This window comes from Bradyrhizobium sp. MI1.11, from assembly GCF_055811255.1.
The window spans coordinates 53,766-73,483 of sequence record NZ_JBVVPM010000031.1; the positions used below are offsets into that span (position 1 = coordinate 53,766).

General features: G+C 59.8%; 17 protein-coding genes and 5 pseudogenes. 15 read left to right on the top strand and 7 right to left on the bottom strand.

The annotated features are described in order from the left end of the window. From AC0L30_RS27370 to AC0L30_RS27380, 3 genes and pseudogenes are all read left to right on the top strand, one after another. Positions 1-619, top strand: a pseudogene (locus tag AC0L30_RS27370) (hypothetical protein); the annotation flags it as partial. Positions 620-631: 12 nt separating this feature from the next. After that, entirely contained in the window at positions 632-2,452 is a 1,821-nt protein-coding gene (locus AC0L30_RS27375; protein ID WP_007601780.1) for a type I secretion system permease/ATPase, read from the top strand. 18 nt (positions 2,453-2,470) lie between these two features. Then, a complete protein-coding gene (locus AC0L30_RS27380; RefSeq protein WP_007601781.1) occupies positions 2,471-3,835 on the top strand; it encodes an HlyD family type I secretion periplasmic adaptor subunit in 1,365 nt (454 codons plus the stop codon). 667 nt (positions 3,836-4,502) lie between these two features. On the opposite strand, the gene AC0L30_RS27385 is transcribed toward AC0L30_RS27380, so the two are convergent. Further along, positions 4,503-4,652, bottom strand: a complete 150-nt coding sequence (locus AC0L30_RS27385) for a hypothetical protein (RefSeq protein WP_371261353.1) — start codon at positions 4,650-4,652, stop codon at positions 4,503-4,505. Between the two features lie 323 nt (positions 4,653-4,975). On the opposite strand from AC0L30_RS27385, the gene AC0L30_RS27390 reads away from it, so the two are divergent. The 6 genes and pseudogenes from AC0L30_RS27390 (at position 4,976) to AC0L30_RS27415 (ending at position 7,374) form a co-directional block, all read left to right on the top strand. Further along, a complete protein-coding gene (locus AC0L30_RS27390) occupies positions 4,976-5,110 on the top strand; it encodes a hypothetical protein (RefSeq protein WP_007601784.1) in 135 nt (44 codons plus the stop codon). 472 nt (positions 5,111-5,582) lie between these two features. Continuing rightward, positions 5,583-5,807 (top strand): hypothetical protein, encoded by a 225-nt coding sequence (locus AC0L30_RS27395; protein ID WP_157158667.1) that lies wholly within the window; start codon positions 5,583-5,585, stop codon positions 5,805-5,807. A gap of 480 nt (positions 5,808-6,287) precedes the next feature. Continuing rightward, complete coding sequence (locus AC0L30_RS27400) at positions 6,288-6,524, top strand: hypothetical protein (RefSeq protein ID WP_007601788.1); 237 nt, start codon at positions 6,288-6,290, stop codon at positions 6,522-6,524. Beyond that, a pseudogene (locus AC0L30_RS27405) lies at positions 6,524-6,643 on the top strand (LabA-like NYN domain-containing protein); the annotation flags it as partial. The gene AC0L30_RS27400 and the pseudogene AC0L30_RS27405, both read left to right, overlap by 1 nt. A gap of 216 nt (positions 6,644-6,859) precedes the next feature. After that, positions 6,860-7,078 (top strand): annotated as a pseudogene (locus AC0L30_RS27410) (hypothetical protein); the annotation flags it as partial. After that, positions 7,075-7,374 carry an NrsF family protein gene (locus tag AC0L30_RS27415; protein WP_007601793.1) on the top strand — a complete coding sequence of 100 codons (300 nt, stop codon included), beginning with the start codon at positions 7,075-7,077 and terminating at the stop codon, positions 7,372-7,374. The pseudogene AC0L30_RS27410 and the gene AC0L30_RS27415, both read left to right, overlap by 4 nt. A gap of 366 nt (positions 7,375-7,740) precedes the next feature. Here AC0L30_RS27415 and AC0L30_RS27420 read toward each other — a convergent pair whose 3' ends face one another. The 3 genes from AC0L30_RS27420 to AC0L30_RS27430 form a co-directional block, all read right to left on the bottom strand. After that, on the bottom strand, positions 7,741-8,232 hold the full coding sequence (locus AC0L30_RS27420) for a lysozyme family protein (RefSeq protein ID WP_473405641.1): 492 nt from the start codon (positions 8,230-8,232) through the stop codon (positions 7,741-7,743). Positions 8,233-8,495: 263 nt separating this feature from the next. Further along, positions 8,496-8,945 (bottom strand): hypothetical protein, encoded by a 450-nt coding sequence (locus AC0L30_RS27425; protein ID WP_473405642.1) that lies wholly within the window; start codon positions 8,943-8,945, stop codon positions 8,496-8,498. Between the two features lie 191 nt (positions 8,946-9,136). Next, the gene (locus AC0L30_RS27430) at positions 9,137-9,328 is read right to left on the bottom strand and encodes a hypothetical protein (protein ID WP_051058486.1); all 192 of its coding nucleotides are present in this window, start codon (positions 9,326-9,328) and stop codon (positions 9,137-9,139) included. 32 nt (positions 9,329-9,360) lie between these two features. Here AC0L30_RS27430 and AC0L30_RS27435 point away from each other — a divergent pair, with 32 nt between their 5' ends. Continuing rightward, positions 9,361-9,777: an NAD(P)H-hydrate dehydratase gene (locus AC0L30_RS27435; protein WP_051058487.1), complete on the top strand. Its 417-nt coding sequence runs from the start codon at positions 9,361-9,363 to the stop codon at positions 9,775-9,777. Positions 9,778-10,103: 326 nt separating this feature from the next. On the opposite strand, the gene AC0L30_RS27440 is transcribed toward AC0L30_RS27435, so the two are convergent. Continuing rightward, a complete protein-coding gene (locus AC0L30_RS27440; protein WP_007601798.1) occupies positions 10,104-11,294 on the bottom strand; it encodes a cytochrome P450 in 1,191 nt (396 codons plus the stop codon). Positions 11,295-12,033: 739 nt separating this feature from the next. Here AC0L30_RS27440 and AC0L30_RS27445 point away from each other — a divergent pair. Next, a pseudogene (locus AC0L30_RS27445) lies at positions 12,034-12,242 on the top strand (hypothetical protein). Between the two features lie 77 nt (positions 12,243-12,319). Here the strand turns inward: AC0L30_RS27445 and AC0L30_RS27450 are convergent. Further along, positions 12,320-13,496 (bottom strand): annotated as a pseudogene (locus tag AC0L30_RS27450) (extracellular catalytic domain type 1 short-chain-length polyhydroxyalkanoate depolymerase). Between the two features lie 4 nt (positions 13,497-13,500). Further along, positions 13,501-13,899 (bottom strand): hypothetical protein, encoded by a 399-nt coding sequence (locus tag AC0L30_RS27455; protein WP_007601801.1) that lies wholly within the window; start codon positions 13,897-13,899, stop codon positions 13,501-13,503. Between the two features lie 525 nt (positions 13,900-14,424). Between AC0L30_RS27455 and AC0L30_RS27460 the strand changes: the two genes are divergently transcribed. The 4 genes from AC0L30_RS27460 to AC0L30_RS27475 all read left to right on the top strand — a co-directional run bounded on the left by AC0L30_RS27460 (position 14,425) and on the right by AC0L30_RS27475 (position 19,709). Next, on the top strand, positions 14,425-14,736 hold the full coding sequence (locus tag AC0L30_RS27460; RefSeq protein WP_157158668.1) for a hypothetical protein: 312 nt from the start codon (positions 14,425-14,427) through the stop codon (positions 14,734-14,736). 4 nt (positions 14,737-14,740) lie between these two features. Then, complete coding sequence (locus AC0L30_RS27465) at positions 14,741-15,817, top strand: M14 family metallopeptidase (RefSeq protein ID WP_035994484.1); 1,077 nt, start codon at positions 14,741-14,743, stop codon at positions 15,815-15,817. Positions 15,818-15,899: 82 nt separating this feature from the next. Further along, positions 15,900-17,978, top strand: coding sequence for an iron-containing redox enzyme family protein (locus tag AC0L30_RS27470; protein WP_157158669.1), 2,079 nt, complete (start codon positions 15,900-15,902; stop codon positions 17,976-17,978). Between the two features lie 153 nt (positions 17,979-18,131). After that, the gene (locus AC0L30_RS27475; protein WP_007601803.1) at positions 18,132-19,709 is read left to right on the top strand and encodes a flavin monoamine oxidase family protein; all 1,578 of its coding nucleotides are present in this window, start codon (positions 18,132-18,134) and stop codon (positions 19,707-19,709) included. Positions 19,710-19,718: the final 9 nt, after the last annotated feature.

Sequence of the window (19,718 nt, forward strand, 5' to 3'; positions counted from 1 at the left end):
GAGCGAGCCGGTGCTCACCACAACAGCTGCCGCGCTGACCGATCCGACCAGCGAGGTGTCGCAACCGGCCGACACCGCCAGCGTGGCTGGCAATGCTTTGGCGGTTGCGGCACCGGCCGCTAACACGGCCGAGCCGGTGCTCACCAGCGCCGGAGACACGCTCAGCAACCCCGCGACCGAACCGGGAGAGCCGGCCGTGCCGGACACCAGCAGCGCTCAAACTCCTGGATCGGCCGAAACGCTTCTTGCGCTCGCCACCACCGCTGACGCACCGATCGAGAGTTCGGGATCCGCCACCACTGCCCCGGAGAACGTCATGACGGACAAATCAAATGCCGCGGCGACGACCGCCGTCGCGAACGATGTGATCGCGTTGAACGATGCGCCACCGCCTCCGGCAGATTCGCTGTTCAACGGAACCCAGTATACAGATTACGGCGTCACGCTCAGCAGCGACATCGCGCCCTCCCAGACTGCCGCGTCTCAGGGGGACGCCGCATCGGCTCAAGACGTTTCAGCGCCGGTGGCTGCCGACGTCCAAAAACCCGCGCCGCCGCCTCCCGACATCTTGGATAATACTTCGATTGATCATGTCGGGACTCATGATGCCATCCTCTAGTGGGAGGCAAACATGGCAGCTGTCGAGACACTGGACTGTCCGCCGCGCACCAACTCCGGGGCTCAACTTCGGGTCGCACCCGGCGGCGAGGCCCGCGACTACGTCGGACCTGTCAACGCGCTGGCCGCCTGGCGTTCGGTCGCGCGCATCAACCTCATAGCGGTCGCAGCATTTTCGGTCGTTGTGAATCTGCTGATGCTCACGTTGCCGATCTATCTCTTTCAAATATCCGATCGCGTGCTGACGAGCCGTAGTCTCGAGACACTGCTGATGCTCTCGGCTCTCGCGCTGACGTTCATCGGTATCCTCTCCATCGTGGACATTCTACGTCGACAGGTGCTGGGGCGTCTTGCGACCAAGATGGAAGCGGTGCTTGGCGGCGCAGTGCTGGCGAGCAGCATCAATAACGCCAGGGCCGGCGAGGGAGGAACCATCCAGGCGATCCGCAGCCTTCACCAGGTGCGGGGCTTCATCTCGAGCCCTATCATGCTTCTACTGATGGACGCGCCACTCTCGCCCCTCTACTTCGCAGTCATATTCCTCGTTCATCGACATCTTGGCTGGATCGCAGTCGTATCGGGCTTGGTCCTCGCACTGATTGCGCTGATCAACCAGAAAGCGACCTCGGAGCGTCTGAGCGAGGCAGGCCTGTATGCCGCCGAGGCCGATGCGGCGGCCGAGTCGCTGGCGCGAAATTCGCAGGTGATCAATGCGATGGGAATGCTGAGCGAAAGCATTCTCCACTGGGGGCGCCGGCAGGCGCCAGCACTGACGGTGCAGAGCCAGGCCCTTGACCGGAATTTCTGGATCAGCGGTGCGTCGAAATTCGTCCGGCTCGTGGCCCAGATCACGATCCTCGGCACCGGGGCCTATCTGGCCCTCCACGCCGAGATCACGGGGGGCATGATGATCGCGGCTTCGATCATTGCCGGCCGCGCCCTGCAGCCGCTCGAGGGCTTGATTGAGGGATGGCGCAGCTGCGTTCAGGCGCGATCGGCCTATGCCCACGTCAAGCAGGCGGTTGAGTCATTCCAGCGCGAGGGGCCTAAGCTGCGCTTGCCCAGACCGCAAGGGCGCCTGAGCGTTGATCGGGTCTTGTATTTGCCGCCCGGCTCGAAGGAGCCGGTGCTCAATGGTGTGTCGCTCGACCTCGCGCCCGGAGAGTCTTTGGCCATTGTCGGACCGTCCGGATCGGGCAAGTCGACCCTCGCGCGCATTCTGGTGGGTTGTCTGGTGCCGACAGCCGGCAAGGTCAGGCTGGACGGAACGGAGCTGCGCAACTGGGATCGCCGCCAGTTCGGGGAATATAGCGGTTACCTGCCCCAGGAGGTCGAGCTATTTCCCGGGACCATCAAGCAGAACATCTGCCGCATGCGCGACGACTTGCCCGACGAGCGCATCTATGAGGCGGCGATGTTGTCGGGAATTCACGACATGGTCTGCCAGTTGAAGCAAGGATACGAGACCGTGCTCGACCGCAGTGGCGGGCCGCTCTCGGGAGGACAGAAGCAGCGCATCGCGCTCGCCCGGGCTTTCTTCGGTAATCCGTCCCTTGTCGTGCTCGACGAGCCGAACTCGAATCTCGACGCGGCGGGGGAGCAGGCTCTGACCGAGACCCTGCAGCGCGCCAAAAGGCGGGGGGTCACGGCGGTGGTCGTAACCCTGCGCCCGGCGCTGCTGAACAGTGTTGACAAAGTGCTCATACTGCGGGCCGGACGCGCGGAAGCATTCGGCTCTCCGAGCGAGGTGTTGCATCGCCTGGTTCGGTCCCCCGGCAGGGCCGGCGTTGATGAGCCGGTGCAGCCGCAACGCATCGAATCCTCGGGCGGGTGACCAGCGCGGGAGGACAGCATGAGAGCGGTAAAGGACGACATCGGCGAGTGGTACCGCGGTGTTCCGCTGAGCGCCAAATGGCCCATCTTCACCGGCCTCGCCATCCTAGTTGTTTGGCTCGGCTGTTTCGGCGTTTGGGCTGCAGTCGCCCCACTCAACAGTGCGGTCGTGGCTTCGGGCACGTTCGTGGCTACCGGGCAGAACAAGTTAGTCCAGCACTTCGAGGGCGGCATCATCCGCGAGATTGCGGTCAAGGACGGAGATCTCGTCGAGGCCAACCAGGTCCTCGTTCGCATGGATGATACCCCTGCCAACGCCAAGCTGAAACGGCTGGTTTTGAAGAAGTGTCGACTGCTCGCCATGAAGGCGCGTCTTGAAGCTGAACTGAGCTCTTCGGATGCAATCGAAACTCCGGCCGAATTCAGCGAGAACGCTCGTGATCCAGAAATCAAAGCGATTCTTGAGCGGCAACGTGCCGAGCTTCAGGCGCGCCGGGCTAGTCGGGTGAGCGAGGAAAGCGTACTCTTGAAGCAAATCGCTGGGCTGGAGGAAAGCATCCGCGGATATCAGGCGCAAGTTCAGTCGACCAAAGAGCGTATTGCCTTGTTCGCCGAAGAACTGAAGGACAAGAATTCGCTTCTTGGCCAGCAGCTGGTCCGCAAGTCGGATGTGCTGGCGTTGCGACGCTCAGAGGCGAGTCTCGGGGGTGAGCTCGGCGAGTATCTTGGCCGCATCGCCGATTCGAAGGAGCGGATCGCTCAGGCGAACGAAAGAATAGCCCAGCTGCACGCGACGGCGCTCCGCGACGGGACCAAGGAGCTGCGCGAAACCGAGGCGGAGCTGGACGACGTTGACGAGCAAATACGTGCTGCGCAGGACGTGGTTGACCGGATCGATGTTCGTTCGCCAGTCCGAGGTATTGTGGTGAAGAACAACTTCCATACACCGGGCGGCGTCGTCTCTCCTGGTGCCGTGATCCTAGAGCTCCTCCCGATTGGCGACGAGCGCATCATCGAGGCGCATCTGAATCCCAAGGACATTTCGCATGTGAGCGTTGGCCAGGAGGCGCTGGTGCGGCTGTCGGCACTCAACCAGCGCATCACGCCGATGGTCGGTGCGAGCGTCATCTACGTGTCAGCGGACGCCTTGGCGGAGCAAGTGCAGGCGAAGACCGAAACCCGTACCGACGCTGACACGCGTCGCGAATTCTACGTCGTTCGGGTGCGCCTGGACCAGGATGATGTTCTCAGACGAATGCCTGAATTCATCCCGACGCCCGGGATGCCCGCGGACGTTTACATCAAGACCGGAGAGCGTACGTTTTTCGAGTACATCATGAAGCCTATCCTCGACAGCTTCTCCCGCGCGTTCCGCGAAACCTGAATGGAGCGAGCATTTTGGACGTCCATGCCGAGCACTCGCGAGTACGGTGATCTCAAGCCCTTCGGTCTAAGGTTTGTAAGTGCGCGATCATAAGATCGCCTGTCCTGCTTCCGGACAGAGAGCGCCATTTATGTCGACGAGACCCCGGGTACGCTCTCGGTCCAATTCCTGGAGCGTGTCTTCATGAAGAGCAAGACTGTCACTCGGCTTGAAATTTGGCTCTGACCCATATGTGGAACGGCCCGGGCTGCAAGATCTTTTTCTGGTTGAACAAGGGATGACGGTGCGGTCATATGTTCGGCCTGTGAACGCGGCGCCTGGCCGCTGGCCACGATGATATCCGCGGAAGCAATCGCCCAATCAATTTCTCGCGCTCGAAGCGCACTGGGTCAGGCGGTCTGATTGCTACCGGGAATGACGTCATTCGGAGGTCATCCAGATTTGCACCTTGCCTCCTCGGCAGCTTTCTTCTTCCGCCGGAGAGCTCTTGAGATTAGGATTTCAGCATTGTAGCCGGCGCCTGATAGTGCCGCCTCTGACCAGCAAGGCCCAGATCGGGCCCGCGAGGAAATCGAGAGGCTGCTCGCGCAGATCGAGACCGTGCTGAGCCCGCTCGTTCCGGGAGATGCCGCCGCCCTGAGCGAGGAATGATCGTGGCTCGTGTCGATCACAGCGTACTGAGATCGTCCGGCACCTCGCCGAACTTCCCGATCACCTTGGCGTCGCCAAAATCGCCGCTCGACGGGTCTCCGGTCCGCGAAAAAGGCGACCGCGCCGTCGCAGCCTGGCTCTTCCGGGAGAGCGCTTCGGCGCGCATGACCGCGGCGTTGGCGCTTAGGCCCTCCAAAGCTTCGCCGGCGCGACGCCGTCGTCGGCCATGACGAACGGAACGCCACGGGATAGGCGATGGCCATCGCGGTCACTCCCTGCGTTCGGATCCCGCTGCCGCGGACTCTGCCGCTCGAGTTCTTCGATGACCGTATCGCGGTCGCGGCAAACCGAAAAGGCCTCGAACTGTTATGTCGGTCATATCCTTAAATCAGTCGCTCTCGTCGGTCACACCAACCAAGGTGCTGCCCAGGTGAATATCCTTTCGAGGCCGCCGCACGCAGCTCGTGGGCCGCGGCGTCGAGAAAATCCATGGCGACCAACAACGCCTTGACCCTCCCGACGATCTCCGCCGCGGGGTTCAATGGCCTATTTGGCGGCGTGCTCGAGATCGCCCCGGCGAGTGCAGCAGGTTCGGACATAGAAACGGTCTTCTGTACGCGGTGAGCGTGGTGTGACTGGGGGCCTACCACAGATTGTCGGGCATCTTGACGTGAAATGGTCCACGGTGGCGCGGCGACCATAACAATTAAATAAGGATACAAGCCGTATTAAATCTAGCGATCTATTTAATGTTGGATTATAATTGAGCAATTGCGCCGGATGAACGCACAAGGATCGCGGAGAAGCGACTCCAGCATTCCTGCTTCGCCCCCCGAATGCGGGAGCCGTTTCTTCGAGTGCTTGAGCGGAGGGCATGCCCTGTACTCGCTGGACAAGACGCGCAGGCGAGATTTTTCGGAAGCCTGTGATTTTTCGAGCATCACAGACGGATTATTAACTTTATTATTGGATTATAATGTGATAATAAGTCTCAAATTTAATTGTGACATTTAATGTTTCGCGCCATTGTCGGCTCCGGCACTCCAATCTTTTGGAAAATCCTGCAGGGGACCATGTGGATCGGGAGGAGAGGACAATGACCCAACGCAACATCCGCCCTCCGAACGAACACGACATAGGCAAACTTGAAACCTTGGCCATGAAAGCCCCCAGCGCAGATATTGCTGCTCAGTTTGGTCCAAGTTCCGCAGCACCGAGGGTGGAGTTCCTAAAATTATTATTGACCGAGCCGGAAAAGTTAGAGCGCAATCATTGCGGTCGGGACCTTGGCCCATCAGGCTTTGATTGGCCGAATGATTAGAGCTTCGAAAAGAACGGAATCGGCGGATCGCCGGAGAGGCGCGTCAGGGGCACTGGTCGGCTCGAAGCAGCGCGTGCGCATCGACTTCACTGCCGCAGCAGCACTAAAAAAATGGCCTTCACTTGGAAACCAACGCGCAGCGGCATCGGTTAGTTCTTACCTTGTATTCGAGGGCACTTTGGACGCATGCATCCGAGCTTTCCTAGCGAAGCCTGCCAGCCAAGGTCATCTCTACGAGATACATACTGCTCCGCAAACGCAACTTGTTACGGCCGTGCTGTCCGCAGAACAGATAGCCGAAATCGCTCGGCTGCGAGATTTTCTTTGAGGAAAGCAAGCCCCTGCCGCTGCCGACAGGGCGTTGAAAGCGAATTGGCTAATCAAATTGTGAACCAACTCTTCGGTGAGATTGATGGGTACGCACTATCGCCGCCGAATCATTGCCCATGGATTTGCGCTCCTCGGACCTTGGAGGACACTATGGATGAGAAGAACCCTCATTCGAAACAAGTTACCAGACTAGGCTTGATCAGCTTCGGCCGTTCGAAAACAGATTGCACTATTCGCAGCATATCTGCGTTCGGTGCAGCCCTCGATCTTGCTGCAGACGAAAAAATTCCCGACGAATTTGCTCTGACTGTTATTCCCGACGGTGACCGGCGCCGCTGCGCGGTTGTCTGGCGTAAAGAGAAAAGAGTTGCTGTCGCGTTCTATTAATTAATGCGTCAGGGTCGCGGGCTGGAATGGCGGTCAAGGGCAACATGGATGTCGAGCTCGCCGTGGATGCCATGGAGCTCGCCGAGCATCTTGACCACGCTGACGCAATATCGAGTGAATACTGGGACATAGCGGCCTTCGTGAAGACTGATTGTCGGTGAAATTTGTGGCGATTGTCTGAAGTTAGACCATCCCGCCCTTATCGACGGCGCAGCGCCTTGTCGAAAGGAACCGGCCCGGCTGTCCATCTGAGGTCCCGATATTCTGCGCGGCCTCCAAATTTCACATCGCGTCCACCAACGTCCGAGAGGAACCAACTGGTGTCTTCCTCCCTTTTGCGGGAAGTGACCCGCCTGACGATCGCGGCTGTGAAACTCGAAGGTAGGAGCGTCGCCGAAACGGCAGTTCGGTACTGCATGTCGGAATCAAACGTGAAGATCACCATCCATCGCGGATTGAAGGCGCTGGCGGCGCTCATCGGCAGAGAGACGCGCAGGACCGAAGATCTGATGACGCTCTCGCACGCAATGCCCGACCAGTCGACCGGACGATGATTGGGCGCGGGTTCACTGCTGCCTTGCTCATCGGCGGAGCTTTCGCCGTCTGCATTGCGCTCGCTTTGCTCGGGATGCGCCCCGACCTCGCGACGTTGGCTGCCGTGGGTTTCCTAGCCGCCAAGCTGGTGTTCGCTGCCGCCGTCTTTGTGGTCGCGGCATTCTATCTGATGCGGGTCGCCCGGCCCGGAGGCGAGGCAAGGATATGCTTCCTGGCGATCAGCGACTGTCCGATGGCCCCGGCGGAAGTGGGCGCGCGGTTTTGTGTGCCACCTTTCAGCGCGCGAGTGATTTGATTCAAGCCGCAGAAGCTGACGCAATATTTTCTGTCGCTCAAATGCCAGAGCGGATAGCTACATGACTTTCGGACTCGTTTACACTGGGATGCGGGAAGGGTTCTTCGGTCGCCGTAGCAACGGAGCTCAGCGGGGGGCTGCCCGATGGTTCCCCTGTTTGGCGTCGACCAGCTGCAATCCGACATGCCGGCGTGTTGGCGCGGCGCCGGTAGGGCGCAGCCGCGCCGGCGGCGGAGGCGCTCCCGCTCTGTTGCGCGCAAGGTCCGACGCCAGGAGGAGCGCCGTCCTGAACGCGATGGATCGGCTAGCGAGCTGGCTTCCAGCCGAGAGCTTCGCGACCGCAAAATCGCGTAGTTATCTGAGCCGCTAACGGCCAGGCCGAGTGCCTACTGCCATTTTGCGATCGGCCCAGCTCTTGATATCGCCGACGGTCACCGCCTTGAGGAACGCGTTCGCGTTGACCAGCTTTTCGCGCGTGGTTCGACCCGTCATGTCAGCGGCGGCCATAACTAAAGCAGCATCGGCAGTTTCTGCACCGGAAAATAGCGCCACGGCTCCCGCCGGTCCCGCGAAATGGGCGAGGTAGAGAGAACCGGGCGTGACCGGCAGACCGCGCTTGGTCAGCATCGCGGCATGTTGCTCGACCAGCCGTGCGGCAACCTCGCGCGTAAGCTCGGCATCTCCGCGCAAGTCCAAGACTTCCTTGTCGCAGCGGCCCTTGATCAGATCGCGTCGGTGCCTTCGAACGGCTTCGATCCACGTATCATCGAGAAACTGGGCGGCGCCAGTGGCGCTCGACCGCTTGTTCCTTGCATTCGGGTCACCGTTGGACTCGGCTATGATAATTCGCTCGGCCAATGCCTTCGCAGCCGCCCTGTCGATCGATTTCCCCTTCAACTGAGCATCGCGAACCAGGACGAAACTTGCGACGAACGCCAGGCCGATTGCCAGTCCAACAACGAGCGTGATGGATTCCGCGGACAACCACTTCCGCGCGGCGACAACGGATCCACGCTCGTCGGGGCGAGGCGGTCGGATTTCCCCGGCACGGCGTATTTGCCCTGACACATGCGGCGGGAGCCGCGGGTCGGCTGTCGCTCCAACGCAGAGGTATCCGTGCGCTAGGTCTGGCATCGCGTCTGCAGGTTCAATGCTTTCAAGACGCCATCGAAGGCACCTGACAGGCACGGCTTCGCCTCCGCGACCGGTTTGGTGCGACTGGCGCCTGCGCTTGCCTTGGAAATTCCGTGCCAGGGCCGAGGTCTGGGCAGCATGATCGCGGATTTTCCGCTTGCGTTGCCCTTCTGCTCGATGATCTTCGAATGTGCTCGTGCAACGATCGGAATGTGGTCCGACGGATTCTTTAGTTCGCTCGAGGAAAGTGGCTGCGGTGGCGCTTCGAATCGCGGAATTTCGAGCCGGTCTGCCTTGGTCAGTGTATCGTGTGAGGGACGTAATCCGACGGTTGCCAGAGCCGGCGGCTCGTTCGCAGGCTCTGTGATGCGCGGCGGCGCCTCGAGCTCCATCACGGCGAGTGTACCGAGGCCAACTAGGAAGAGAGCCACCCTCATCTGATTTCACGCTCTCCGAACGAGAAACCTCACTCAAATCCTCTTAGAAATGAGCTTTCAGAAATCAAGAACGATTGCAAAGGTCCAATAAGGCCGCTTAGCGGCAGAGGTGAACCGGGAAGCGCTGCTATGGGAGAAGATCAAAGACAGGGTTAACGCGGGGCATGCGAACTGGCCGAGTGAAGGGATAGTCAACCCGATGGCAGCGGCGAGATGACCCGTCGAATTCGGTTCGCCTGGTCGATCTCGCAAAGGAAGCCGATGCGGTCCTGATGGGTCCCGGCCTCATCGACGAGGCACCCATAGCGGAATTGCGAGCCGAACTCATCGGTGGTGCCACCAGGCCGGCTTTCGTTCTCGATGCTTCCGCCTTCACGTCCCACGGAACACGATCGCTACTCCTCATTCGGGAGAGATGGCGAAGTTTCTGCGGATGGACAAGAAGGAAATCGAGGCCGATCCCGTCGCTGCGGCGTTATCCGCGGCGCGCATGCTCGATGCCGTCGTCGCCATGAAGGGAGGACGCACACACGTCGTTTCGCCCGAAGGAGAAGAACTCTGCCTCGAGCAAGGTCCCATTGCTCTCGGCACGTCCGGATCGGGAGACGTTTTGGCTGGAATCATCGCTGGCTTGGCTGCCCGCGGCGCCCCGCCCTTAGTGGCGGACGCGTGGGCCGTCTTGCTTCACGGCAAAGCCGGACGCAGGTGGGTGAAGCGTAACGGACAACTGGGACTACTCGCACGGGAGATCCCGGCTGATATTCCACGGCTAGTGCAGTCTGTCGGCGAGCTTTCCGTTCAGAGTCCGGGGGGGCGATCTATAAGCGAGTAAAGCTCCAGACAGCCTCCTGAGCTTTGGTGATGGCCCCCAGCCCTTGCCCCGGCGCTGCCGTCGCGCTTCAGGAGACCGCGATTTTCCTGGATCGATTGCTACGTATACCGAACGTTCAGCTATTGCGGGCGGCGACGTAATTGGAGTCCGCTGATCTCGAGCTTCGAGCTGCGGGGGCCCCAATTGGTACCTAGCGGTCCCGCGAGTTAGCTCGGGAGCCTGCCCGGGAGCCTTCTATCTCTCTTCGGACAAAACCGGCGAAGTGTCCCACCAAGAGCTTTGTCCGCTTTATCTGTGTCGAATGCGGCTGCAGGCCGGCTAGGAGGCTACTGCAGCAGAACCGGCAGATTGAGCGGACCGCGGAAACCGAATCCGTGCCAACGCACACTCACTGGATCAGGCAAGGTCATTTTAGGGAAGCGATCGAACAGCAGCGGTAGGAGGATGTCCCCCACAGTTCGCCGCGAGAGGTGCGCGCCCGCGCAATGATGCGGGCCATTCCCAAACGCCTGGTGAGGGTTGGGTTCGCGAAGGGCGTTATAGTTTTCACCGTCTTGGAAGACCTCCTCGTCCCGGTTGGCGGAGGCCTGGATTGTCATGACGGTTTCGCCCTTCGGGATGAAGTAGTCCCGAATCTCCGTGTCCTCCATTACAAGCCGTGAACTGGCCTGGATCGGCGCCACCCATCGGATTCCTTCCTCGAAGGCTGCGCGCCATTTGCCCTCTGCGCGCACGGCCTCAAGCTGATCGGGGTTGGTCAAAAGGCCGTAGAGGACCGTCAGCAGAGCGTCGCGCGGCTCGTTGATGCCGCCGCCAATCGCGATTTTCACGTTGGCGATCATCTGGCTTTCCGGAATCGGTTTCTTTGCATTCACCATGAAGGAAAGGGCGGAGGAGTCCGGCTCGGCTCGCACCCGTTCAGCATTGGCCCGGATGCATCTATCCATCTCCGCGTTGGCGATGTCGGTTGCTTGGAAAGGCCCGGGCGTCCAGCCGAAATTGCCGGCACCGTCAATCAGCATCTGCGACCACCGCTGCATGTCGTCATCGCTCGCATCCGGAACGCCCATAGCATGCGCCAGAATCCGTGCAGCAAGGGGCCCCGCGATCTCTGGAAACAGATCAACAACCTCGCCGCACGGCAAACGGTCGAGATACCCCTCCGCGAGGTCCGCATATAGCGCCGCCCAGACAGATTCAATTGTCTTCGGCATCAAGGCGGGCATCATAGCCATGCGTTCGCTCCGGTGCTCCTCGTGGTCCTTCCGCATCAGCGTATGCGCAAGAAAGGCGCGCCTCATGGGCGTGTTCGGATCATTGGAGCTGAACAAGATTGGATTGTCTTTGACGTACTTAGTGTCAGCGGCCTTGGTGAGAAACGTGCGGCCCACTGATTTGACCCGCAACACGGGCGCTTGGCGCCTCAAGCGCTTGTAGATTGGATAGGGATCGCGAACGAGGTCCGCGATGGTGATCGTCTCGTCCAAGGGGCTCGATCGGTCTGTCACGTAGGTCATCCGTCGTCCACTCCCTAGTATGAGCCGAGGCAGGGCAAGCGCAATGGGCTAAACTATCATCAGCGCGGATTCGTTCACGGACAACGGCAATCGATAGGCTTTTCTATCGAAAAAGGCCGAAGCGCTGAGGCGATTCCAAGAGGTGTGAGAGGCGCCTATCAAGCTGTGACACTGAGCTTGTTCCGCTAAAGGAGCGCTTCGGCGAACGGATGTCTGCGCACACTGCGAATCCGCGTCTGGATGCCTGTATCCGTCCTGTTTGCAATGCGCGATCGCTTCTGAGCACGTCGCTGCGGAGGCCGGCGAGGTGAACAGGAAGGCGACGAGAACAGCAGCTGTCGGTATTCGCATGAGGAGCAAATCCCGGCTGTGGCGCGATCGATGGCATCATAACCAGAGCGCCGGCGTCGCGGGAAATTCCTATTTTACCGGCGGGCGCAGCGGGCTATCCGCCACTTGCGGGCCGTCGGGTCCTGCAGCGGGTCGTCGGCGCAACTGGTGCAGACGTACCGCAGCTTCCGGTCGGCGAGTTCGTCGGGCACACCCTTCATCGGCCTGCCGCAAGCCGGGCACGCCTTCCGGACCGGATCGGACACTGGCATCTGGTTTTCCCTCGCGATGGCAGTCTACGTCCGCCGCCACCGCGATCTCAAGACGGTTGCGGAAAGTTGCATGCGCTTGCCGACGCTTCTTGACTCCAAGACCGCGGGTCACTCAACTCGAGGCAGTGATGTGCGTGATGGAGCAGGTGTTCTACCAAAGCCTCGCGCAGCGGGTCCGTGTCATCGCCGAAGGGCCGATCCGTTCACCCAACGTCGTCTGCTGGATCTCGCCAAGCGGTACGATGCCAAGGGCGGCCTTGGGCGAGCCGGAGCAACTGAACGACCACTGCCGGTTCCGCGCACCACGCCGCCGGCTTCCATTTTTTCCGGACCGGGCGAGGCCTGACTAGACCTCCCACCGGCAGGTCGCTCCGTCGCGTTAGGTCAAACCGGACTCCGGCGATTGTGAATTCAGGCCGCGCCCTATCTCCGCGTGAAGCTTGCCAGCGAATGCTCGAGGAAGAAACGCAGCATCTCCCTGGTCGCGTCCGGCCCGCGCGGATCCGTGTAGGACCCGGCAGGACTGCCTCCCGACCAGGCATGGGCGGCCCCGTGGACGCTCCCGTGCTCGGACATGTCCAAGCCATCTGCATCGGCGAGGATGGTGCGGGTATACGCGTGCCCATCAGGTACTCGCCCGCGAAGAATCTTCGTCTCGCCCGGCCCACGGAGGATCCGGTCAGCATTGCTCGGATGCACCGTGGTATCGTGATCGTCATGGAAGACGATGGTGGGCACCGACGCGCCAGCCGTCCCGATCGGTCCAGCGCTGCCCTGCCGCATAGCGGCCAGTGCGGACGGAAGGTCGCTGGCAGCCCCGCAGGCCAACCCGGAGTGAACGCCGACGGCGGCGTATAGGTCGGGATACGTCGCACCCATGAAGGCCGCGGCGGCCCCGCCGGCCGACAGGCCTGCGACGTAGACACGCTTGGGATCGATAGGATGCTCCCGCATGATCTGGCGGGTAATGCCGGCGATCAGCGAAGGCTCCCCGCCATCCCGCCGCTGGTCCCCCGTGCGAAACCAGTTCCAGCATTTCGCATGGTTGGCTCCGCGTGGCTGCTCCGGATAGACAACGAAGCAATTCCGCTCGTCCGCCAGAAAATTCATCCGGGTGCCGGCGGCGAAATCGTCCGGTGCAGCCATGAAGCATGACGATGAGGGGACGGGGTCCTCCATCAGTGCGGCTGGGGATGAACAGCTTGTAGGTCCGACTTCCCGCCGCGTTGCTGAAGGTGGCAGCGACGAACCTTGTGCCGTCCGGTGCAATATCCGCCTTGGACAGTGGAGCGCGCCCGACCGGACCTGGCAGGCTGAAGCCGGAAAGATCTTTCATGCCGCCAAGGGGCACGAGGCCTTTATGTCGTTTGGCAGGGGTGGCTTGCGTGGACAGCCCGCTCTCGCTCTCCTCGACCGCGTCGGCCTTCAGGTCGAGTGTCGGCGGCTCGAGCCTCGCACGCTAGACAGGCACAGCATTCCCCCTTGTCGCTGCGGGGGCACCACCGCCGCGCAGCATTCGCTGCAGCAGTGCAGTGGCTTCGACCAGTTGGCCGGCACGTGTGAGGCGAGTCGCTTCGCTGACCATGTCTGGATTCAGCATCGTTTCACCTCGTTCGGTCGGCGAGAGCGGCCTTGACCGCGGGACTGGCATGAAGGGCGCCGAGCACCGAAACCGAGGCGATTGTGGCGCGGGCCAGCTCGGGCGTGACGTCTTGATCGATGGTCGCCAGGCCGAGAACTTTGATGTGCAGCATCTCTTCCGCGCGCTGCGCTCGTTCGAGATCGACGCGGGCATAGTTGCGCAGCCCCAGGTCCAAACTGTTGCGGGCCGTCGACTGCTTGACGACCTCTGCGTGCCGCTCAAGCTGGTTGCGGATCGCCGTCCGGATGAAATCCGTGCGGTTCGAGTAGAACCCTTCCTGCACCATGAGATCGACCTGGCCGAGGTCCACATAGCCAAGGTTGATTGTGATCTTCTCCGTATCCGCGATCCGGGGTCCCAATTCGCGTACATTTGGAGGGTCGCAGCCAGGATTATGCGCGCCGAACCCCTTCTCGTCATCGTCCCATTTGGTCTCGACATGCCGCGCAAGCCCTTATCAGGCCGCGACAATTTGAGCGGACTTACCAATTGCTGCGATGGGTTAGGGAATCCCTCCTTTAATGACGTTCACTTTCGTTGGCGAACTCTGCCGCGACACAATAGTGCGCGTCGGCAGTTGCGACAGGAGGGAGATCAATGCAGCGGTGGCAACGAGCGGGCCGACTATTTCTGGCGTGCCGTAAGGCTCGATCAAAGTCAGATCGGGACAAGCTGGAGCCTTCGCCGCGGCAAAGATTCGGCGTCACGGCTGTGTGAGCTGGTTCACACCCTCCGATTGCGATATCGGTGTAGCGTAGTAGTCTTCGAAGATATCGTGGTTGTCCAGGCTGAACGGAGACGGCGAAGTGGCGCGCCTTCTCTCGCAGGTGCGCAGCCACCAACGCCTCTGCCGCAATCCCCGAAGGCTAGTCCAGAGGAGGACGCTATGGTTGATGATGTGCATCGCATTGAGCTGCGGGCGAAGAGCATCGAGCAACTCCGGTCGTTTCTCGATGGCGCCGATGTGGACCTCGGCTGCCGTCCCGTCGCCCGCAAGGTCGGCGGAGAATACGTCGCGGAAATTTATGCGCCGCTGCCCACGGTCGAGCGGCTTCGCAGTACGCGAAGCGCTGCCGGTATCACAATAAAAGTCGTCGAGAACGCGTCGGAGGTTGGCCGTGCCAGACAGGCAGAAGTCGGCTCGGGCAACCGCTTTGCCGCTCGGATTACGCCGCGTGGCCTCGGGATCAAGGAGTAGCAACATGGCCTACTTGAATATCGAGGAATTCGAGCCCGCACTCGAGGCGCTCGCGACGTCGCATCCTGGCGTGACCGAATTGATCCTTCTGCCCAACCAAACTTCGGAGGGCCGGCTGTCTCACGCGCTACGGGTCGGCCCGCTCGATACGCAGGGGGTCAACACCATCGTCTTTACTGGTGGGTTGCATGCACGCGAGTGGGTTCCGCCCGATGCACTCGTTAATCTCGCCGCCGACTTGCTTGAGGCGCATGCCCGCGGCACGGGCCTGCGCTATGGTCAGCAGCGTTTCTCAGCAGACGATATCCGCAGCGTGATCGAGGGATTGCAAGTCGTGCTGTTCCCCTGCGTCAATCCGGACGGACGGCATCATAGTCAGACCGCTGAGGCGATGTGGCGGAAGAATCGGCGGCGTGTGGTGCCAGGTTCCGACCCGGACTGTGTAGGCGTCGACATTAACCGCAATTTCGATGCCTTGTGGGACTTCCGCCGCCACTTCGCTCCGGATTCACACGTTAGCGCCTCTGCCGACCCTTGCGACCTGCAAGTGTATGTCGGGCCTGCCGCGACATCGGAATCGGAGACGCGCAACGTTGTGTGGCTGCTCGACCGTTACCCACGCGCCCGCTGGTTTGTCGACGTGCACAGCTACGTCCCCGCGGTCTTCTATAATTGGGGCTTCGACACGAACCAGACGTCAGATCCGACGATGAACTTTCGGGATCCGACCTTCGATGGTCGGCGAGGACGCGGCGGTGACGCCTACGGCGAATTCATTCCGGCCGATGACCTGCGGAGGCTCCAGGACCTCGGGAGCAAGGTGAATAGTGCAGTGGAAGCCGCGAGCGGACGCGCTTACGACCTCGAGCAATCGTTCACTCTTTACCCCACATCGGGGGCGAGCGACGACTACGCTTACAGCCGGCACTTTGTTCAAGCATCCAACAGCAAAATTCTGAGCTTTACTATCGAGTGCGGCCGCTCCTTCCAGCCGCCTTGGGCCGAAGCCGAAAACGTAATTCGCGAGGTATGTTCAGGCTTGACTGCCCTGTGCGTTGCAGTGACATCGCCAGGAGCCTGAGGCCCTACTTGCGATTGAGAGCGTATTTTTTCGATTTCAGCTTGTGGGTTTACGAACGAAGCCCTTGGGGCAGGAGGGAAAGATGCCGGACCAGTCAATTGCCAATAAAATGGCTGATGTGATCAATCGGTGGCGCGCCGCCGCGATTAACGTTGCCAGTCATTCACATCGGCGAGTAGCTGCTCACCCGGTTGCTTGGTGGTTTAACACCCAGAACGCCTCGACGCGAGAGTTCATGCAGGCCTTGGCTGGCGATCAACTCCTCGTCGTCCCGGGAGCGCCAGATCAGAGTGCGTTAGTCACGCAATTTCTTCAACCATCGCGCCCTATGGGCAACACGCTGGCTTCGGATGCGATTACTATCCGGGACTGGATCGCCGCGGCGTGTCCGCTCCCTCCTGCTGATCGGAAAGATTCCGGTGACGCAGGTGGCGCACCCCGAATGCCGACCACTGATGAGGAACGTGAAGCCTATTACAAGCTAAACAGTATAGAGAGCTTCCCCGAATTCCGTGAGACGGCTAGACAACTAGCGCGTGTTTATCTGGCGAACGCCGACTACACACAGCCATACCACAGTAAGTTTGATTATTCGGAGGATCGCCTCGATGAGCGCATGAAAGCAATTTACGATGCGTATGTCAAAAATGACATGTACAAGGTGCATCCGTATGATAATCCGATTATTGAGTATAGCGGCAAGAAATTTCGTGTTGGAAAGGCGTCAGACAAGGCCGTCATTGATAATCTGATTCAGAAAGCGCCCTTCAATTTCATTGACGGCGTTTGGCTCCAAGGAATCATGACAGCAAGACCTTCCGATGAGGTCGTGAACAAGCTGTTTGACATCTGGGCTGATGAAGCGGGAAATGGCGAAACCGCCCAGAACCACCCCAACGTTTACGATAGTCTTCTAAGGAGCAAGGGCGTTTACCTGCCTCCAATCAGTTCGCGGAAGTTTATCGAATATCCATTTACTCCGGGCTGTTGGCGTACAGCGGTTTTCCAACTTTGTGTTGGACTCTTCCCGCAAGAATTTTTTCCCGAGCTACTCGGAATGACTTTGTACCTCGAATACGAAGCCACGCCGACATTGACGCCAATCGTTAGGATGCTGAGGGGACGTCGAATCGATCCGCTTTTCTATCAACTGCACGTTGCCATCGATAACATCAGCAAGGGCCACGGAGCCATTGTGCTCGAAGCTGTCAAGACGTTCCTAAATCAGCAGCGACAGCAGGGTGGGGAAGAAGAGGTGCAAGAGAATTGGAATCGAATCTGGAACGGCTATGTGGGTTGGAAAACCATTGGATTTTTTGGAGTCGATGCTCTTATGCGCCGGCTGATCATCGACAAGAAGAGGATCAACATCGGTACTCCCGCGACGCCAAATTGCATTCCAGACCTTACTGCTTACTACAAGGAACAGATGCTTGCTCTGGTGAAGAGAAAGGCGCCAGTAGCCCGGCAAGTGCACGGCGGAGTGGCGATTGGCGGGGCGGCTCTGAATGGTCTATTCGACAAGCCGGAGAAACTGCTCGAAGTTCTGATCGAAGAGAAGTTGGTTGACCCCAAGCACCCGCGCGATAGCAAACTATTCGCGCTCATGCAATTTGAGGGGCCCATGTATCGAGTCTTCTCAGAAGATGAGCAATCGGTGATTATGGATTGGATCGAATCCCTGAAGTGTAACTCGTATGAGTGTGCAGATCCCTTGCCTGACGAGCCAAGAGATGATCCTGCCGCTAAAATGGCCGAAATGATCGTCAACCGTGCCAGTCAAGCGAAGACTGCTCACGCCGGAATCACGCTGACGACACAAAGCGGAGAACAAAAGGCTCTTGCTGAGCTATTCGATCAACCGGCCGAACTGATGGGCGCGCTGGTGGTGTCGGGCTGGGTTTGCCCGCGGGAGCCGACGCGCAGCTTTTTCCTGACTCGAATTTTGCAAAACGATGGTCCAATGGATGGAGTTCTCACGGCTGATGAGATCGCAACAGTTGAGGAATGGATACAGGCCGGTGCTGAAATGCCGCGCGATCTGGGTCGCCTCATGGCCAGGAAAACTGAGGACTTGTCGCCATCGGAGGCAGCCGCGCTCAAGTTAGGGCAGGACTTTGCACGCGAGCGACCGATGATCGGAATGGGCTCCGTGCACTAGACTGCAATTTGACCGATTACGACATACAAGAGATCAGGCAATAAACGAATCCACCACCTCGTATCGAGTGCCCGAGAGCGCCCACGAGCGCTGGTGAGTCAGGTCGGATAGGCGCGAAGGCGCGCCTCGCGCAAAAAGGCGAGGAAAGTAGTAATGAGTACTCAGAACGACCGCGCGAACGTGACGCGCAGGCAGGTGATCAAAACCGCTGGCGCCACCGCAGCCATCGCCGGGATCGACATCCTGGTTGGCGCAAGCGAAGCGCAGCCTGGCAAGACGCCGCACGTGATTATCGTCGGCGCCGGCCTCGCCGGACTGTGTGCAGCTTTCTTGTTCCAGCGGAAGGATTGGACGTACACGATCCTGGAAGCCGAACGACATCACGTCGGGGGGCGCGTCCGGACCATGCCGATCGGTGATGGCTTGCACTGGGAAGCAGGCGCCATGCGCATTCCCGTAGAGCACAAGGTTGTACGCAAATATATCGACATGTTCAGCGAACTCGAGCTGCGACCGTTTGTGATGTACAGCGCGAAGACGTTCAAGTATGCGCGTGGAACAAAGTCGACTGACGAAGCAGAAATCAAGAAAAAGTTCAGATTAAAGGCAGCTGAAGAAAAACTGACAGCGGACGAGCTCTGGAATCTTACCGTCAAAGATGTCGCTCAGGGCAAGCACGGCCTCTCCCGTGACGAACTCGAACAACTGAGGACCGCGAATACGTTCACGTCCGAGAATCTGATCAGATTGGATCGCCAGTCGCTGCGGCAGCTCATTCACGACGCCAGGCCAAAGCAGGTGGGGGAAGTCCATCTCTCTGATGAAGCGATTGAATTCTTTTTGTTTGCGTATGGCAACCTGGACATCCAGCACTTTGCCTCGACCGAATTTCTGCGTGAGGAAAACATCGGCGTGTGGGATCCGGGATTCTCGGAGATCGTGGGGGGCACGTCTCGCTTTCCGAACGCATTTCTAAGCCGCCTCAGCAGCAAGCCGCAGATGGGTTGCGAGGTCGTTCGCATTGAGCAGGACGCAGCACGGGGACGGGTGCGTGCGGTCTATCGACTTGGCGGTCGCGACCATCAGGAAGACGGAGACTTCTTGCTCTGCACTATCCCGTTCCCCGTCCTGGCAAGGGTCGAAGCTGATCCACCGTTCTCGCATGAGAAACGGCGTGCGATCCTTGAGATGGGTTACGATTCCGGCACCAAGGTTGCGCTTCTGACGAAAGACCGCTTTTGGGAAAAGAACAACGGCATCTACGGCGGCGCTACGACCACGGACCTCGTCAGCGGGTCGGTGATCTATCCCTCGGATAACGCGGGCAATAAAGAAGGAACTAGGCCGCGCGATCCAGCCGTTTCCGATCGGCCGGGCGTCCTCATAGCCTCCTATTGCTGGGGACAAAACGCTCGCCGCCTCGGCGCGATGCCAGCGACGGAACGGGAGGAACTGGTGATCCAGCAAGTCTCGCAAATTCATCCTGAGCTGGCGTACCGCGATACGATCATTCAGCGAGCAAGTTGGGCCTGGGATACCTATCTTTGGTGCGGCGGTGCATTTGCCTTTTACCAACCGGGGCAGTTCACTCGTATGCACCAGCACGTCATCCGGCCGGAGGGCCGGGTTTATTTTGCGGGGGAACATTGCTCCCATAGTCACAGTTGGATGGAGGGAGCCCTGGAATCCGCGGAAAAGGCGGTCGATGCTCTGCTTGCCAGGGCAGGATGACGCGTTACT

What these genes read in the sequence shown, in the direction of transcription:
- AC0L30_RS27375 (WP_007601780.1), top strand. Translation starts at nt 632, where the DNA reads ATGGCAGCTGTCGAGACACTGGACTGTCCGCCGCGCACCAACTCCGGG.
- AC0L30_RS27380 (WP_007601781.1), top strand. Translation starts at nt 2,471, where the DNA reads ATGAGAGCGGTAAAGGACGACATCGGCGAGTGGTACCGCGGTGTTCCG.
- AC0L30_RS27385 (WP_371261353.1), bottom strand. Translation starts at nt 4,652, where the DNA reads ATGCGCGCCGAAGCGCTCTCCCGGAAGAGCCAGGCTGCGACGGCGCGG.
- AC0L30_RS27390 (WP_007601784.1), top strand. Translation starts at nt 4,976, where the DNA reads ATGGCGACCAACAACGCCTTGACCCTCCCGACGATCTCCGCCGCGGGG.
- AC0L30_RS27395 (WP_157158667.1), top strand. Translation starts at nt 5,583, where the DNA reads ATGACCCAACGCAACATCCGCCCTCCGAACGAACACGACATAGGCAAA.
- AC0L30_RS27400 (WP_007601788.1), top strand. Translation starts at nt 6,288, where the DNA reads ATGGATGAGAAGAACCCTCATTCGAAACAAGTTACCAGACTAGGCTTG.
- AC0L30_RS27415 (WP_007601793.1), top strand. Translation starts at nt 7,075, where the DNA reads ATGATTGGGCGCGGGTTCACTGCTGCCTTGCTCATCGGCGGAGCTTTC.
- AC0L30_RS27425 (WP_473405642.1), bottom strand. Translation starts at nt 8,945, where the DNA reads ATGAGGGTGGCTCTCTTCCTAGTTGGCCTCGGTACACTCGCCGTGATG.
- AC0L30_RS27435 (WP_051058487.1), top strand. Translation starts at nt 9,361, where the DNA reads ATGGCGAAGTTTCTGCGGATGGACAAGAAGGAAATCGAGGCCGATCCC.
- AC0L30_RS27440 (WP_007601798.1), bottom strand. Translation starts at nt 11,294, where the DNA reads ATGACCTACGTGACAGACCGATCGAGCCCCTTGGACGAGACGATCACC.
- AC0L30_RS27460 (WP_157158668.1), top strand. Translation starts at nt 14,425, where the DNA reads ATGGTTGATGATGTGCATCGCATTGAGCTGCGGGCGAAGAGCATCGAG.
- AC0L30_RS27465 (WP_035994484.1), top strand. Translation starts at nt 14,741, where the DNA reads ATGGCCTACTTGAATATCGAGGAATTCGAGCCCGCACTCGAGGCGCTC.
- AC0L30_RS27470 (WP_157158669.1), top strand. Translation starts at nt 15,900, where the DNA reads ATGCCGGACCAGTCAATTGCCAATAAAATGGCTGATGTGATCAATCGG.
- AC0L30_RS27475 (WP_007601803.1), top strand. Translation starts at nt 18,132, where the DNA reads ATGAGTACTCAGAACGACCGCGCGAACGTGACGCGCAGGCAGGTGATC.